This is a genomic window from Yoonia sp. (genome assembly GCF_017854565.1).
Taxonomy (GTDB): Bacteria; Pseudomonadota; Alphaproteobacteria; order Rhodobacterales; family Rhodobacteraceae; genus Yoonia.
In genome coordinates this window covers 1-12,574 of sequence record NZ_JAFMHJ010000059.1, presented here as the reverse complement: position 1 = coordinate 12,574, position 12,574 = coordinate 1, and the positions used below count along the sequence as shown (strand labels likewise).

At 56.8% G+C, this 12,574-nt stretch carries 20 protein-coding genes, 1 tRNA gene and 1 pseudogene; 8 read left to right on the top strand and 14 right to left on the bottom strand.

Annotation, left to right across the window (positions count from 1 at the left end):
• Positions 1–40 precede the first annotated feature (40 nt).
• From QZ196_RS15835 to QZ196_RS15825, 3 genes and pseudogenes are all read left to right on the top strand, one after another.
• A pseudogene (locus QZ196_RS15835) lies at positions 41–547 on the top strand (DUF3833 family protein).
• A 162-nt stretch (positions 548–709) separates the two neighbouring features.
• Positions 710–994 (top strand): hypothetical protein, encoded by a 285-nt coding sequence (locus QZ196_RS15830; protein ID WP_296428170.1) that lies wholly within the window; start codon positions 710–712, stop codon positions 992–994.
• Between the two features lie 14 nt (positions 995–1,008).
• Positions 1,009–2,142 (top strand): radical SAM protein, encoded by a 1,134-nt coding sequence (locus QZ196_RS15825; RefSeq protein WP_296428169.1) that lies wholly within the window; start codon positions 1,009–1,011, stop codon positions 2,140–2,142.
• A gap of 9 nt (positions 2,143–2,151) precedes the next feature.
• Here the strand turns inward: QZ196_RS15825 and yidD are convergent, their stop codons facing one another.
• From yidD to rpmH, 3 genes are read right to left on the bottom strand one after another with little or no spacing between them, the layout of a single operon-like run.
• On the bottom strand, positions 2,152–2,370 hold the full coding sequence (gene yidD / locus QZ196_RS15820; protein ID WP_296428168.1) for a membrane protein insertion efficiency factor YidD: 219 nt from the start codon (positions 2,368–2,370) through the stop codon (positions 2,152–2,154).
• On the bottom strand, positions 2,367–2,759 hold the full coding sequence (rnpA, locus tag QZ196_RS15815) for a ribonuclease P protein component (protein ID WP_296428166.1): 393 nt from the start codon (positions 2,757–2,759) through the stop codon (positions 2,367–2,369). The genes yidD and rnpA overlap by 4 nt, the downstream gene beginning before the upstream one ends.
• 14 nt (positions 2,760–2,773) lie before the next feature.
• Entirely contained in the window at positions 2,774–2,908 is a 135-nt protein-coding gene (rpmH, locus tag QZ196_RS15810; RefSeq protein WP_296428164.1) for a 50S ribosomal protein L34, read from the bottom strand.
• A gap of 285 nt (positions 2,909–3,193) precedes the next feature.
• Between rpmH and QZ196_RS15805 the strand changes: the two genes are divergently transcribed.
• From QZ196_RS15805 to QZ196_RS15790, 4 genes are all read left to right on the top strand, one after another.
• Positions 3,194–3,925 (top strand): TVP38/TMEM64 family protein, encoded by a 732-nt coding sequence (locus tag QZ196_RS15805; protein ID WP_296428162.1) that lies wholly within the window; start codon positions 3,194–3,196, stop codon positions 3,923–3,925.
• Between the two features lie 3 nt (positions 3,926–3,928).
• Positions 3,929–5,347, top strand: coding sequence for an FAD-dependent oxidoreductase (locus QZ196_RS15800; RefSeq protein WP_296428160.1), 1,419 nt, complete (start codon positions 3,929–3,931; stop codon positions 5,345–5,347).
• A gap of 18 nt (positions 5,348–5,365) precedes the next feature.
• On the top strand, positions 5,366–6,766 hold the full coding sequence (locus tag QZ196_RS15795) for a HAMP domain-containing sensor histidine kinase (RefSeq protein ID WP_296428159.1): 1,401 nt from the start codon (positions 5,366–5,368) through the stop codon (positions 6,764–6,766).
• Positions 6,767–6,827: 61 nt separating this feature from the next.
• Positions 6,828–6,904, top strand: a tRNA-Arg gene (locus QZ196_RS15790).
• Between the two features lie 339 nt (positions 6,905–7,243).
• Here QZ196_RS15790 and rpmD read toward each other — a convergent pair.
• The 11 genes from rpmD to rpmC all read right to left on the bottom strand — a co-directional run bounded on the left by rpmD (position 7,244) and on the right by rpmC (position 11,572).
• Complete coding sequence (gene rpmD, locus QZ196_RS15785; RefSeq protein ID WP_296428157.1) at positions 7,244–7,432, bottom strand: 50S ribosomal protein L30; 189 nt, start codon at positions 7,430–7,432, stop codon at positions 7,244–7,246.
• A gap of 12 nt (positions 7,433–7,444) precedes the next feature.
• The gene (rpsE, locus tag QZ196_RS15780) at positions 7,445–8,026 is read right to left on the bottom strand and encodes a 30S ribosomal protein S5 (RefSeq protein WP_296428155.1); all 582 of its coding nucleotides are present in this window, start codon (positions 8,024–8,026) and stop codon (positions 7,445–7,447) included.
• 140 nt (positions 8,027–8,166) lie between these two features.
• Complete coding sequence (gene rplR / locus QZ196_RS15775; RefSeq protein WP_296428153.1) at positions 8,167–8,526, bottom strand: 50S ribosomal protein L18; 360 nt, start codon at positions 8,524–8,526, stop codon at positions 8,167–8,169.
• Positions 8,527–8,537: 11 nt separating this feature from the next.
• A complete protein-coding gene (gene rplF, locus QZ196_RS15770; protein WP_296428152.1) occupies positions 8,538–9,071 on the bottom strand; it encodes a 50S ribosomal protein L6 in 534 nt (177 codons plus the stop codon).
• A gap of 9 nt (positions 9,072–9,080) precedes the next feature.
• Positions 9,081–9,473 carry a 30S ribosomal protein S8 gene (gene rpsH / locus QZ196_RS15765; protein ID WP_296428151.1) on the bottom strand — a complete coding sequence of 131 codons (393 nt, stop codon included), beginning with the start codon at positions 9,471–9,473 and terminating at the stop codon, positions 9,081–9,083.
• Positions 9,474–9,485: 12 nt separating this feature from the next.
• Entirely contained in the window at positions 9,486–9,791 is a 306-nt protein-coding gene (gene rpsN / locus QZ196_RS15760) for a 30S ribosomal protein S14 (protein ID WP_296428149.1), read from the bottom strand.
• Between the two features lie 19 nt (positions 9,792–9,810).
• Positions 9,811–10,374 carry a 50S ribosomal protein L5 gene (gene rplE, locus QZ196_RS15755; protein ID WP_296428148.1) on the bottom strand — a complete coding sequence of 188 codons (564 nt, stop codon included), beginning with the start codon at positions 10,372–10,374 and terminating at the stop codon, positions 9,811–9,813.
• Positions 10,374–10,679: a 50S ribosomal protein L24 gene (rplX, locus tag QZ196_RS15750; protein WP_296428146.1), complete on the bottom strand. Its 306-nt coding sequence runs from the start codon at positions 10,677–10,679 to the stop codon at positions 10,374–10,376. Before rplX ends, rplE begins: the two co-directional genes overlap by 1 nt.
• A 2-nt stretch (positions 10,680–10,681) precedes the next feature.
• Positions 10,682–11,050: a 50S ribosomal protein L14 gene (gene rplN / locus QZ196_RS15745; protein WP_296428144.1), complete on the bottom strand. Its 369-nt coding sequence runs from the start codon at positions 11,048–11,050 to the stop codon at positions 10,682–10,684.
• Between the two features lie 80 nt (positions 11,051–11,130).
• Complete coding sequence (gene rpsQ / locus QZ196_RS15740; RefSeq protein WP_296428142.1) at positions 11,131–11,361, bottom strand: 30S ribosomal protein S17; 231 nt, start codon at positions 11,359–11,361, stop codon at positions 11,131–11,133.
• A 4-nt stretch (positions 11,362–11,365) separates the two neighbouring features.
• A complete protein-coding gene (rpmC, locus tag QZ196_RS15735) occupies positions 11,366–11,572 on the bottom strand; it encodes a 50S ribosomal protein L29 (protein ID WP_296428139.1) in 207 nt (68 codons plus the stop codon).
• A 207-nt stretch (positions 11,573–11,779) separates the two neighbouring features.
• On the opposite strand from rpmC, the gene QZ196_RS15730 reads away from it, so the two are divergent.
• Positions 11,780–12,400, top strand: a complete 621-nt coding sequence (locus QZ196_RS15730; RefSeq protein WP_296428136.1) for a 2OG-Fe(II) oxygenase family protein — start codon at positions 11,780–11,782, stop codon at positions 12,398–12,400.
• The last annotated feature ends 174 nt before the right edge of the window (positions 12,401–12,574 follow it).

The window sequence follows — 12,574 nt, the reverse complement described above, 5'->3', positions numbered from 1 at the left end:
CCATGGTCGCGCAAGTGAGCAGCGTTCCGCGCCGACCCGCATCGGAAAACCTTCAGGATAGCCGTCATTCGATGACCCAAGCCTGAGCGACCGCCGACTGAATTTGGAACCGTTTTTTGACGGGGATCTGGTGGCCTACGGCCAGTTTCAAGACATCCTCGGCACGGTCCGGCGCAGTTTCGTCGTCAACATCCATGGCGATTGGGATGGCACGCGACTGCGGCTGCAAGAGGATTTCGTCTGTGAGGACGGATCAACCGAACAGCGGGTCTGGACCCTGACCAAAACCGGACCTGACAGCTGGACCGGGACAGCGCCGGGTGTGATTGGGCAGGCCGTCGGGCAGGAACAGGACAATCGGTTCAACTGGAAATACGAAATTGATCTGCCCATTCCGGCCGCTGACGGCACGTCCGACACGCTGCGCGTGACCTTTGACGGCTGGATGTGGCTGTTATCGGATGATCGGTTGTTTAACCGCGCCTACGTCAAACGCTATGGCGTTGATATCGGCGATATCGCGATTTCCTTTGAGAAATTGCGCTAGGACCGCCACCGATACGACGGTTTCGCCGCCACGAAAAGTCAGGTTTGCCTGACTGGTCTTTGTATTTGATAGGTTGCACGATGGCTCTGTCAGAATAATCCCGAATGTAATTTCATAGCCGGGGCCTGACGTTTTCAGACAAAAACCTTTTAGGAGATCGAGATGACGACCAAGACAATTACGAAACTTCTGCAGTCCGATACAAAGTTCACGGCACAGTTCATCGTGCAGCCAAAAGAGACCCTGGCCGAATATGGCATCGAAGCGGACGATCTTGATGCGGACGATGTGCGTGCGTTGGAATCTGTCGTTCGGCTGACCCAAGACCAGCTGCGCGCAAACGCACGTCTGATCGGCGTGGAAGTCGCCACTGCGAATTGGGGTATTGGCGGCGGGTGCTGCAATTCTAAATCCGTGGGCATTCGTGACCTCACTGCCCGTCGCTGATCACGGATAGTCCCATGAAAAGCATCGCCGTCTATCTGACCGGCGCATGCAACCTACGCTGCAAACATTGCAGCGTAGGTCTTGATCAGTATCGGCCACGCGAAACGCTGACCGACGCCGACATTTTGCATGTGCTCGAAAAAGCTGCCGCGCGGGGCGTGTCGTATGTGACACTGCTTGGCGGGGAACCAACCTATACCAATCATGATCTGGTGGCGTTTGCCCGCAAGGCCGGGGAGGTTGGGGTGAAGCTGTCGATTAATACCAATCTGTTCTTCCTTGATAAGATCACGCCGCTTTTGGCAGAAACCGGGCTTGGCAATATCGTGGTCAGTCTGGATGGCGCAACCCAAACGTCGCATGATGCGATGCGCGGCAAGGGCAGTTTTGAGCGGACGCTGACCAATCTCGAGGCGCTGGTGAAATTGCGCAATGAACGGCGGCCAGATTTGACCGTTGACCTGACGTTTGTGCTGACCGATCTGAACAAAGCCGACGCAATGACAATTATTGATTTTGCCGTAAATAATCAGATTGATAAATTGAACATCAACCTGATCAACCCCGTCGGCAGAGGCGAGAAGTTCCGTGGCAAATTGCGCGGGGGCGATGATTATCTGGCCGCGATTGCCAAAATGATCGTCTATTTTCAGATTGAACGCCCAAGGGTGCAATTGTCCATTCCGCTGCCCCCCGCAGTGGCCGATTATATCGCGATGGAATACGGCGCGCTGACAGAATCGTTTGTGAATGATGCCGCATGCGGCGGCACCGAGGTGTATACCTATGTCGATCTGAAGGGTAATTTACTGCCCTGCCCCGGCCTGTCGTTCGAAGAGGGGCGCAATGACACGATGAACAAGCGCCACGATAACCTGAACATCCTTGAGCATGACATCGCGACGATCGAGGAAACCTCCGTGTTTCGGGCATTCAATACGGCACGCGATAAACGGGCGAAGAATCAAATATTCGAGCCCTGCAATGTCTGCAAATATCGTGACACCTGTTCGCCCTGCACGTCGAGTTTCTATAAGAAGGACAGCCGCAACGTGATCGACATGTGCAAGCGGGTATATGACAAGCTGGACCATGATCCGCGTGTTCGGGCGATATTTCCAGACGCCAAGGTCACCGAGCCGGCATGATAAGTATGGTCAGGGGACGTTGTCGATCCCTGACCCTCCCCAAGGGTGGCACCGGCCAATGCGGCGGGCGGCCAGCCAGCTGCCTTTGATCGCGCCATGCTTTTCCAACGCTTCGAGCGCATAGGCGGAACATGTGGGCTGGAAGCGGCAACCGTGCCCCACCCACGGCGACAGCACGACACGGTAGGCGCGCACCGGCAGGGAGACGATATAGGCAAGCGGGGTCACGTATGCACCTTTTGCAGCGCACGCCGCAGATCGGCGCATAGCCTGTCAAAGGGCAACGTGGCTGTCAGATCCTTGCGGCCGACCAGCACATAATCCCAGCCATCGCGGCCAAGTTCGGGCAGGACAGTGCGCGCGACCTCTCGCAGGCGGCGTTTGGCACGGTTGCGGGCGACGGCATTGCCGACTTTCTTTGAACAGGTGAACCCGACGCGAATCCCATGGGCTTCAACCTCGGCCCGCTTGCGGGCTTGCAGATGTATACCGGGAGTGCCCTGCCGGCGGGCGTTTGAGGCGCGCACGAAATCAGCGCGCTTTGTCAGCACTTGCAGACAAACGGGAACCGCCAGTGGGCCCGTTTCAGGCGCAGCTGACGGTTTCAAATCGCTCAAGACAGCTTGCGCGCTTACGCGCTCAGCTTTGCGCGACCTTTGGCGCGACGGTTATTGATAATGCGACGCCCGGACGGAGTTGCCATGCGTGCGCGAAAGCCGTGACGGTTCTTGCGAACCCGGTTAGATGGTTGGAACGTACGCTTCATCGCGTGTCCTCCGGTTCGTGGCCAAATCCGGTATGGATTCGAAGCCGATCAACAATTCAGACCCGTCCTTTAGAGCGACCCTGCCGCCATGTCAACGCGCATCGGGCCGGGAAACTGCAACATTTCCCATAAATCGGGTCCGGTAAATGTTTCAGTGGTCATAGCCAAAGCATCTAAAACTGAAACAAGTGGGCGCGGATCATCAATGCGCCGTGATACGGGTATCGCCATGTCACGGTTCCGTCCATCTATCGGTCAACGCACGACATTCCAAGGGACTGAAAGATGACCGAAATGACCCAGAAACCTGCCCACCCGCTGTTGCGCAATCTGCCGCTGATCACGATCATCATCGTTGCGGTGTTGGGGACGATTTATCTGCGCGATTACCTGACGTTTGACGCGCTGCGCGAAAATCGCGAGGCGCTGCTGGCGTTTCGCGATGATAATTACGTCCTGACGGTGCTGGTGTTTATCGCCGCCTACATTGTGATTGTCGCCTTTTCGTTGCCCGGCGCGACTATCGCCACGCTGACCGGCGGTTTTTTGTTCGCCACGTTCCCCGGTGCCCTGTTCAATATCACCGGTGCCACGCTGGGTGCGATTGCGATTTTCCTCGCCGCGCGGTGGGGGCTGGGTGAGAAGCTGGCCGCGAAGATGGAATCTTCCCAAGGCTCGGTCAAAAAGATCAAGGAGGGTATCGACAACAACCAGTGGGAAATGCTGTTTCTGATCCGGCTGGTGCCTGCGGTGCCGTTCTTTGTGGCCAATCTTGTTCCTGCGCTTGTTGGGGTGCCGCTGTCGCGATTCGCGATCTCGACATTCCTGGGTATTATTCCCGGTGCAGTTGTTTATACATCCGTCGGCGCGGGTCTGGGCGAGGTGTTTGCCCGCGGGGAAACGCCAAATCTGGGTATCATCTTTGAACCGGCGATTCTGCTGCCAATTCTGGGCCTGTGCGCGTTGGCGGCCCTGCCTATCGTCATCAAGGCCGTTCGCGGCAAGAAAGGTCTATAAGACATGAACCGGATCAAGACGGATATTTGCATCATTGGCGGCGGTTCAGGTGGTTTATCCATCGCGGCGGGTGCGGTTCAGATGGGCGCAAAGGTTGTGCTGATCGAAGGGCATAAAATGGGCGGTGACTGCCTGAACTATGGGTGTGTCCCGTCCAAGGCGCTGATTGCGTCGGCCAAACAGGCCTATGCGATGTCGCATGGCGCGCAATTGGGCGTGGCCGAGGTAACGCCAAAGGTCGATTATGCCGCCGCCAAGGATCACGTTGCCGATGTGATCGCCACGATTGCCCCGCTGGATAGCGTGGCGCGTTTCGAAGGGCTGGGGGTGCATGTCATCGAGGAATTCGGTCGCTTTATTTCCCCGACCGAGGTGCAGGCCGGCGATACGATTATCGAAGCGCGACGGTTTGTGGTCGCCACCGGCTCTGGCCCGTTTGTGCCGCCGATCCCCGGTCTGGATGGCGTCAAATACTATACCAATGAAGATATCTTTGATTTGCGCGAAAAGCCCAAGCATCTGATTGTTATCGGCGGCGGCCCTATTGGCATGGAAATGGCGCAGGCGCATCAGCGGCTGGGCTGTAATGTGACCGTGATCGAGGGCATGAAGGCATTCGGCAAAGATGATCCTGAGATGGCCGGAATCGTGCTGGAAAACCTGCGCGCCGAGGGTATCAACATCGTCGAAGAGGCGCAGGCCGAAAAGATCAGCGGCAAGGACGCGCTGATCACGGTCCACACGGCCAAGGGTGATTTCACCGGATCGCATTTGTTGATGGCCGTTGGACGCAAGGTAAACACCGAAAAGCTGGATCTGGATGCGGGCGGCATTGCGCATGACCGCAGCGGCCTGAAAGTCGGGGCGAACCTGCGGTCCATCACCAACAAAAAGGTCTATGCGGCGGGCGACGTGGCTGGTGGGCTGCAGTTCACCCATGTGGCGGGCTATCACGCCGGTGTGCTGATCCGGTCGATGCTGTTCGGGCTGCCATCGCGGCAGCGCACAGATCACATACCCTGGGCCACCTATACCGACCCCGAACTGGCACAAGTCGGGCTGACCGAAGCGCAGGCACAGACGAAATTTGGTGCCCGGCTGGAGGTGGTGCGGTTCGAATTTCATCACAATGATCGGCTGATCGCCGAGCGCAAGACAAAGGGGCTGATCAAGGTCATGGTCGTCAAAGGCCGCCCTGTCGGCGTGTCGATTGCGGGCCATCTGGCCGGTGAGTTGATCGGCATGTGGGCGATGGCGATTGCGAATAACATGAAGATGTCGGCCATCGCCAACACTGTTTTACCCTACCCCACCGTCAGTGAGGTTAACAAACGTGTTGCGGGTGCCTATTTTAGTCCCAGATTGTTTCACAGCGATACGGTCAAGAAAGTCGTTGGACTGGTCCAACGCTGGCTGCCCTGATCGCATTAGGCGAGGACCATGCTTCATACCCTTTCAGGTCGTTTCCTGATCCTGACGATCATATTTGTGATGCTGGCCGAAGTGTTCATCTTCGTGCCATCAGTCGCGCGTTTTCGCCAGGATTATCTGATCGCGCGCCTTGAACGCGCGCAGATCGCGTCGCTCGCGCTTGAGGCGGACGATATGCTGACCCCCGCGCTGGAAGCGGAGCTGCTGAAAAATGCAGAGGTTTACAACGTCGTCCTGCGCCGCGACGAGATCCGGCAATTGGCCTTGTCTTCGCCGATCCCGTCCCCGATTTCCACGACCTACGACTTGCGCGACCCCAAAAGTACGGAACTGATCGCCGATGCGATCCGGACGCTGCTTGATACCCGCGAACGGATTATCCGGGTGATTGGCAATCCGGTGCGCGGCGGTGGTTTGCTGATCGAAGTCACGATGGATGAAATGCCGTTGCGCGCCGCCATGCTGGAATATGGGCGCAACGTGCTGTTTCTGTCGGCGTTCATTTCGGCCATCACGGCGGTGCTGTTGTTTGTCGCGGTGCAGATTTTAATGGTGCGCCCGATCAAAAGCGTCGTGGACCACATGCAAAGCTACGCCAAATCGCCCGAGGATGCCCGCCAGATCATCACCCCCACCTCTGGCGTGAAAGAGCTGCGCGATGCTGAAGAGGCGCTGCAGATGATGCAGGTGCAACTGACCACCGCGCTGAAGCAAAAGGAGCGGTTGGCCCAATTGGGCGGCGCCGTTGCCAAGGTCAGCCACGACTTGCGCAATATCCTGACGTCGGCGCAACTGTTCACGGATCGGATCGAAGGGTCTGACGATCCGCTGGTCAAACGGATGGCACCCAAGCTGGTGAATTCGATCACCCGCGCGGTCAACCTGTGTGAAACGACGCTGGCCTTTGGGCGGGTCGATGAACCAGCGCCAGCGCTTTCGCGGGTCAACCTGTCGCAGATCGTCGCCGATGTCATTGATAGCGAACGGCTGGCTGCGGGCGACTATCCGCTGTCGTTCGCCGAAGACATTCCGGCCACAATGACCCTGCGGGCCGACGGTGAGCAGTTATTTCGCGCTATCTTCAATCTGGTGCGTAATGCCCGGCAGGCGATCATGGCAACCGGCGAACCGGGAGAGATTTGCCTGCGCGCCGAAGAAGACGATCATGTGTGGCGCCTGACGGTCACGGACACCGGGCCTGGGTTGCCCAAGAAGGCGCAAGAGCATCTGTTCAAGCCATTTCAAGGCGGCGTGCGCAAGGGCGGCTCTGGCCTTGGGCTTGTCATCGCGGCTGACCTGATCCGTGGCCATGGCGGGCGCCTTGATCTGCAACGGACCGATGCGACGGGCACGACTTTCGTCATTCATCTGCCCAAGGCTGACCTCGCGCTCGCGCCGGCCGCAGAATAGACAAAGAATACGGATTGCCCCTTGCATCATCCGGCAACCGAGGCTAAATCCCCCAACAAGTGGATTGGTAGCTCAGTTGGATAGAGTACTTGACTACGAATCAAGGGGTCGGGGGTTCGAATCCTCCCCAGTCCACCAAAGAATTTAGGGGCTTGGCGGGATATCGCTGAGCCCTTGTTCGTTTCTGATCTCTTTTATTGGTGTGGCAGTGCCTGCTATTGAGGGGGGCCGCCCATGCAATCGGTGCTGTCTGGGCCGCCTGAGCCCTGTCACGGGCCCCGGGCGCGATCAGACCGGGTGCAATGACGCTGCAGGCGTGGCAGTCGACAGGGCGGTCCGTAAGCGGCAGCGCACAAATAGCAAAACGCCCTCGGTTTCCCGAAGGCGTTTTGGTTGGTGCGGTTACGGGGTCACCCCTGCCCTGCCCGATCTCGTCAACTCCCCGGAACAGGTCCGGAGCTATCGCAGCTTTGGGCGTTAGCCCTTTTCTTCGATGATCTTGACGAGGTGGGATATCTTGTTGACCATGCCGCGCACGGAAGGCGTGTCTTCCAGTTCGCGGGTTTTTTGCATTTTGTTCAAGCCCAAGCCGACCAGCGTTGCACGCTGTTTGGCGGGGCGGCGGATCGGAGAACCGATCTGCTTGACGACGATTGTTTTTGCCATCTGTCGGGCTCCTTACGCGTCTGCGGTTTCAACAGCGGCTTCGGCCACTGGTGCGTCGTCCCGCTTGGGCAGGATGTCCGCAACTTTTTTGCCACGACGCTGGGCTACATTGCGAGGCGACTGTTCTTTGGTCAGCCCATTAATTGTAGCACGGATCATGTTATATGGGTTGGACGAGCCGATAGATTTCGACACGACGTCCTGAACGCCCAGCATTTCGAATACCGCACGCATTGGACCACCGGCGATGATCCCAGTACCAGCGGTTGCCGTGCGCATCACAACGCGACCGGCACCATGGCGCCCCTCGATGTCGTGGTGCAGGGTCCGACCGTCACGCAGGGCAACGCGGATCATCTGACGCTTGGCTTGCTCGGTGGCTTTGCGGATCGCCTCGGGGACTTCTTTGGCTTTACCTTTGCCGAAACCGACGCGGCCTTTTTGGTCGCCAACAACAACAAGTGCGGCGAAACCAAAGCGCTTACCGCCTTTTACAGTTTTCGAGACCCGGTTGATCGCAACCAGACGGTCACTGAATTCGGGGGTCTGTTCTTCACGGGCCCGACGAGGTCCGCGGTTGTCACGTTCTGCCATATGTGGCGTCCTTTTTAGTGTGGCCGTTGGGCCGTTATCCAATCGCGGTGAGCAAAGCCCCCGGATCATCGAAGGTGCGCATTGAAGCCCACCCTACAGACGTTTGTGTAAGGGTGCGCAGTGATTGCGCACCCTTGTTATTATATCTTCAAACCTGCTTCGCGGGCAGCTTCGGCCAGAGCCTTGACCTTGCCGTGAAACAGAAAACCACCACGGTCGAAATAAGCAGCTTCGATACCAGCCTTCTTGGCGCGTTCTGCGATTGCAGCACCCACCTTCATTGCGGCCTCGATGTTGTTCTTGCCAACCACGCCCAGATCCTTTTCGAGCGAAGATGCCGCGGCCAGAGTGACCCCGTTCACGTCGTCGATCAGCTGGACGCTGATGTTTTTGTTGCTGCGGTGCACGGAAAGCCGTGGACGACCTGCATTTACTGCCCGCAGTTTGTTCCGAACGCGCATGCGGCGCTTCAGAAACAGAGTTCTTTTGCTGTTTGCCATTTGTGCGTTCCTTACTTCTTCTTGCCTTCTTTGCGGAAGACGTATTCGCCCTTGTAGCGGATACCCTTGCCCTTATAGGGCTCGGGCTTGCGCCATTCGCGGATGTTTGCCGCGACCTGGCCTACCAGCTGCTGGTCGATACCTTCCACAATCACTTCGGTCTGCTTGGGGGCGGTCACTGTGATGCCCTCCGGCACTTCAAAGTTGACATCGTGACTATAGCCGAGGGCCAGTTTGAGGGTGTTACCCTGCATCGTGGCGCGGTAACCCACACCCTGGATCTCCAGCTCTTTCTTGAAGCCTTCGGACACACCGGTGGCCAAGTTCGCGACCATTGTGCGGCTCATGCCCCACTGCTGGCGCGCGCGCTTTGATTTGCCACGAGGTGTCACCGAAACCATGCTTCCATCAACTGTGATGGTCACATCGTCAGTGGCCTTGAAGCTACGGGTCCCTTTGGGGCCTTTTACTTCAACGGTCTGGCCGGACACGGATGCCGAAACACCTGCGGGCAGCGAAACCGGTTTTTTACCAATACGAGACATGATTTCTCCTTAGAATACAGTGCAGAGCACTTCGCCGCCAATGTTGGCCGCCCGTGCGTTTGCATCCGACATCACACCTTTGGAGGTGGAGACAATCGACACACCCAAGCCCTGACGGACCTGTGGGATATCATGTGCACCAAGGTACACGCGACGACCGGGTTTAGAGACCCGCTTCACTTCGCGAATAACAGGAGTGCCCTCGTAATACTTCAGCTCGATATTGAAAGCGGGATGGCCGTCTTTGCCGTCCTTTTTTTCGTAACCGCGAATATAACCTTCGTCAGCCAGCACGTCCAGAACCCAAGCACGCAGTTTAGATGCCGGTGTTTCCACCGCAGCTTTGCCGCGCATTTGGCCGTTACGGATACGTGTCAGCATATCACCGATAGGATCGTTCATATCATATGCTCCTTACCAGCTTGACTTGACCATGCCGGGAATTTCGCCATTGGAACCAAGGTTCCGCAGCGCGATCCGGCTGATCTTGAGTTTACGGTAATAGGCGTGTGGACGCCCGGTGAGCTGGCAACGGTTGTGCAGACGCACAGCCGAAGAGTTGCGGGGCAGTTTTGCAAGCTGCAAAGTCGCCTTGAACCGCTCTTCGACGGGCTTCTCTTGGTCGTTGATGATCGCTTTTAGTGCGGCACGCTTTTGAGCATACTGCGCCACCAGCTTTTCGCGCTTCTTTTCACGCTCGATCATGGATTTCTTAGCCATATCTATTTCTCCCTGACGCTTAGCTGTTGAAAGGCATGTTGAAAGCTTTCAACAGTGCCTTTGCTTCAGCGTCGGTTTTCGCTGTGGTGCAGATGACGATGTCCATGCCCCAGTTCTCATCGATCTTGTCGAAGTTGATCTCGGGGAACACCAGATGCTCTTTGATGCCGGTCGCATAGTTGCCACGGCCGTCAAAGGATTTACCAGATACGCCGCGGAAGTCGCGGATACGAGGCATTGCAACGGTGATCAGACGGTCGAGGAATTCGTACATCCGGTCGCCGCGCAGGGTCACCTTGGCACCCAAGGGCATGTCTTCACGAACGCGGAAACCAGCGATGGATTTCTTGGCTTTCGTCGTGATGGCCTTTTGACCGGCGATTGTGGAAAGATCCTCCTGAGCCGACTTTGCTTTCTTGCTGTCACGGACAGCTTCAGCACCGCAACCGATGTTCAGGACGATCTTGTCCAGACGTGGCAGTTGCATGTCGTTTTTATAGCCGAATTCTTCTTTCAACGCAGCGCGGATGCTGTCGTTGTAAACGGCCTTCAGGCGCGGGGTGTAGTTTGCGGTATCAAGCATTAGATCGCATCCCCTGTTGTTTTCGCAAAACGCACCTTGTTGTCGCCATCCATGCGGAAGCCGACGCGGGTTGCCTTGCCGTTTGTGTCTACGATCGCCAGGTTCGACAGTTGGATTGGCATCGCCTTTGGCGTGCGGCCACCCTGTGTTGTCTGGGATTGCTTTGTGTGGCGGATCGCCATGTTCACGCCATCAACGATAGCTTTGCCGGCTTTGGGGTCGATGGACGTAATCGTGCCCTTCATGCCCTTGTCCTTGCCGGCCAGAACGACGACGTCGTCACCTTTGCGGAGTTTAGCGGCCATTGTTACAGCACCTCCGGAGCGAGTGAGATGATTTTCATGAAGTTCTTTGCGCGCAGCTCGCGAACAACCGGGCCAAAGATACGTGTACCAATGGGTTCATTGTTGTTGTTGAGAATAACGGCGGCATTGCTATCAAAACGGATCGCAGTGCCATCTTCACGACGGACTTCTTTGGCGGTGCGTACGACGACGGCCTTACGGACGTCACCCTTTTTTACGCGACCGCGTGGAATGGCTTCTTTCACCGATACGACGATAATGTCACCGACACTTGCGTAACGACGATGAGAACCACCCAGAACCTTAATGCACTGAACACGGCGTGCGCCGCTGTTGTCAGCAACATTCAGATTGGTCTGCATCTGGATCATTTGGTTTCTCCCGACCTTTGGGGCCTTTTGCCGATTTCCGACCGGCGCCCCAGGGTTTCGTTAAACCGAGATGTTACTGCTTAAGAAGCAATAACCTCCCAGCGTTTCGTTTTCGACTTCGGTGCACATTCCTGAATGCGGACTTGGTCACCGACGTTGAAGGCGTTGTTTTCGTCGTGGGCCCGGTATTTCTTGGACTTACGGACGGTTTTCTGAAGCAGCGGGTGCTTGAAACGACGTTCAACCGAAACGGTGATCGTCTGTTCGTTCTGGTTGCTTGTGACAACCCCGGCAAGGATACGCTTAGGCATGTGATTAAGCCTCCGAAGCAGCGGATGCTGCTTTTTCGTTCAGAATTGTTTTCACTTTGGCGGCGTTACGACGTGCGTTACGGATGCCTGCAGTGTTTTCAAGTTGCCCTGTCGCCTGTTGAAAGCGCAGGTTGAAGGACTCTTTTTTCAAGTTTGTGAGTTCTGCCCGAAGCTCATCGGGCGTCTTGTCACGCAGTTCGTTGGCGTTCATGCCATTTTCCTTTTTCAACATCACCGGTGGGCCGCGCAAAGCGTCACCCGATTCCCGATGGAGTGGGGGTAGAAGTGCGCCGTTTAGACCCCATGGCCCTATAAAGCAACCCCTGATAGCCAAGGTTCTGCCCGGAACGGCGGCGGAGTATGCGCGCGTGCACAAAACCCCCTCGCCCTTGGTCACGGGTACGGTTATGAAGGGCGCATGTCAGATATAAAATCGCTATTCGTCACCCGCCTGTATCACGCTGCCTTGTCCGAGCTGGGCAAGCCGATTGACGCGGCTGAACTGGAAAACTCTTGTCTGGTCATCGCCGATGATGATGAGGCCGGGCAGAAATGGTGTGAGAAGAACGGCTATGCCGGCTACACGTCTTATGCGTCACTGACCGATCTGCCGTGGCGGTTTCCGATCTTCAAGGATCTGGTCAAGGTGCTGGACAAACACGTTGCGGCCTTTGCGAAGGATTTGGAGTTTGATCTGGACGGCAAGAAGATCAAGCTGGACAGCCTGTGGATCAATGTCCTGCCCGAGGGCGGCATCCACACCGCGCATATCCACCCCCATAGCGTGATCAGCGGGACGACCTATGTGGCGATGCCGTCGGGCACCAGCGCAATCAAATTCGAAGATCCACGTCTGGCAATGATGATGGCAGCGCCCGGACGCAAGACCAAGGCGCGCGACGAACTACGCCAGTTCATCTACATGCAACCCGCCGTGGGCGATGTGCTGCTGTGGGAAAGCTGGTTGCGCCACGAGGTGCCGATGAACATGGCCGAGGATGACCGGGTTTCGGTGAGCTTCAACTATTCTTGGGGATAATGGCGCTGGCGCGGCACGAACCCGCTAACATGCGTGTCGTGCCAGCGCCTTCGGTCAGTATTCGTTGAGATTATCCCCACGAAGGACTCTGTTGCACAAATCGGCTGATGGCCGAGGTACCCCTTTCCCTGGACAGACTTATCCCACGGTCTCTGTGACGGGTATGCCGAGCGC

Excerpts from the sequence above, each read along its gene's own strand:
- rpmH (WP_296428164.1), bottom strand. The coding sequence starts at position 2,908 with ATGAAGCGTACGTTCCAACCATCTAACCGGGTTCGCAAGAACCGTCAC.
- rplE (WP_296428148.1), bottom strand. The coding sequence starts at position 10,374 with ATGCTTGATACCGCAAACTACACCCCGCGCCTGAAGGCCGTTTACAAC.
- rplF (WP_296428152.1), bottom strand. The coding sequence starts at position 9,071 with ATGTCTCGTATTGGTAAAAAACCGGTTTCGCTGCCCGCAGGTGTTTCG.
- QZ196_RS15830 (WP_296428170.1), top strand. The coding sequence starts at position 710 with ATGACGACCAAGACAATTACGAAACTTCTGCAGTCCGATACAAAGTTC.
- rpmD (WP_296428157.1), bottom strand. The coding sequence starts at position 7,432 with ATGGCAAAAACAATCGTCGTCAAGCAGATCGGTTCTCCGATCCGCCGC.
- rpsQ (WP_296428142.1), bottom strand. The coding sequence starts at position 11,361 with ATGCCTAAGCGTATCCTTGCCGGGGTTGTCACAAGCAACCAGAACGAA.
- rplX (WP_296428146.1), bottom strand. The coding sequence starts at position 10,679 with ATGGCCGCTAAACTCCGCAAAGGTGACGACGTCGTCGTTCTGGCCGGC.
- rplR (WP_296428153.1), bottom strand. The coding sequence starts at position 8,526 with ATGGCAAACAGCAAAAGAACTCTGTTTCTGAAGCGCCGCATGCGCGTT.
- rpsH (WP_296428151.1), bottom strand. The coding sequence starts at position 9,473 with ATGAACGATCCTATCGGTGATATGCTGACACGTATCCGTAACGGCCAA.
- rpsN (WP_296428149.1), bottom strand. The coding sequence starts at position 9,791 with ATGGCTAAGAAATCCATGATCGAGCGTGAAAAGAAGCGCGAAAAGCTG.
- QZ196_RS15800 (WP_296428160.1), top strand. The coding sequence starts at position 3,929 with ATGAACCGGATCAAGACGGATATTTGCATCATTGGCGGCGGTTCAGGT.
- QZ196_RS15795 (WP_296428159.1), top strand. The coding sequence starts at position 5,366 with ATGCTTCATACCCTTTCAGGTCGTTTCCTGATCCTGACGATCATATTT.
- rpmC (WP_296428139.1), bottom strand. The coding sequence starts at position 11,572 with ATGAACGCCAACGAACTGCGTGACAAGACGCCCGATGAGCTTCGGGCA.
- QZ196_RS15805 (WP_296428162.1), top strand. The coding sequence starts at position 3,194 with ATGACCGAAATGACCCAGAAACCTGCCCACCCGCTGTTGCGCAATCTG.
- rpsE (WP_296428155.1), bottom strand. The coding sequence starts at position 8,026 with ATGGCAGAACGTGACAACCGCGGACCTCGTCGGGCCCGTGAAGAACAG.
- QZ196_RS15730 (WP_296428136.1), top strand. The coding sequence starts at position 11,780 with ATGTCAGATATAAAATCGCTATTCGTCACCCGCCTGTATCACGCTGCC.
- rplN (WP_296428144.1), bottom strand. The coding sequence starts at position 11,050 with ATGATCCAGATGCAGACCAATCTGAATGTTGCTGACAACAGCGGCGCA.
- QZ196_RS15825 (WP_296428169.1), top strand. The coding sequence starts at position 1,009 with ATGAAAAGCATCGCCGTCTATCTGACCGGCGCATGCAACCTACGCTGC.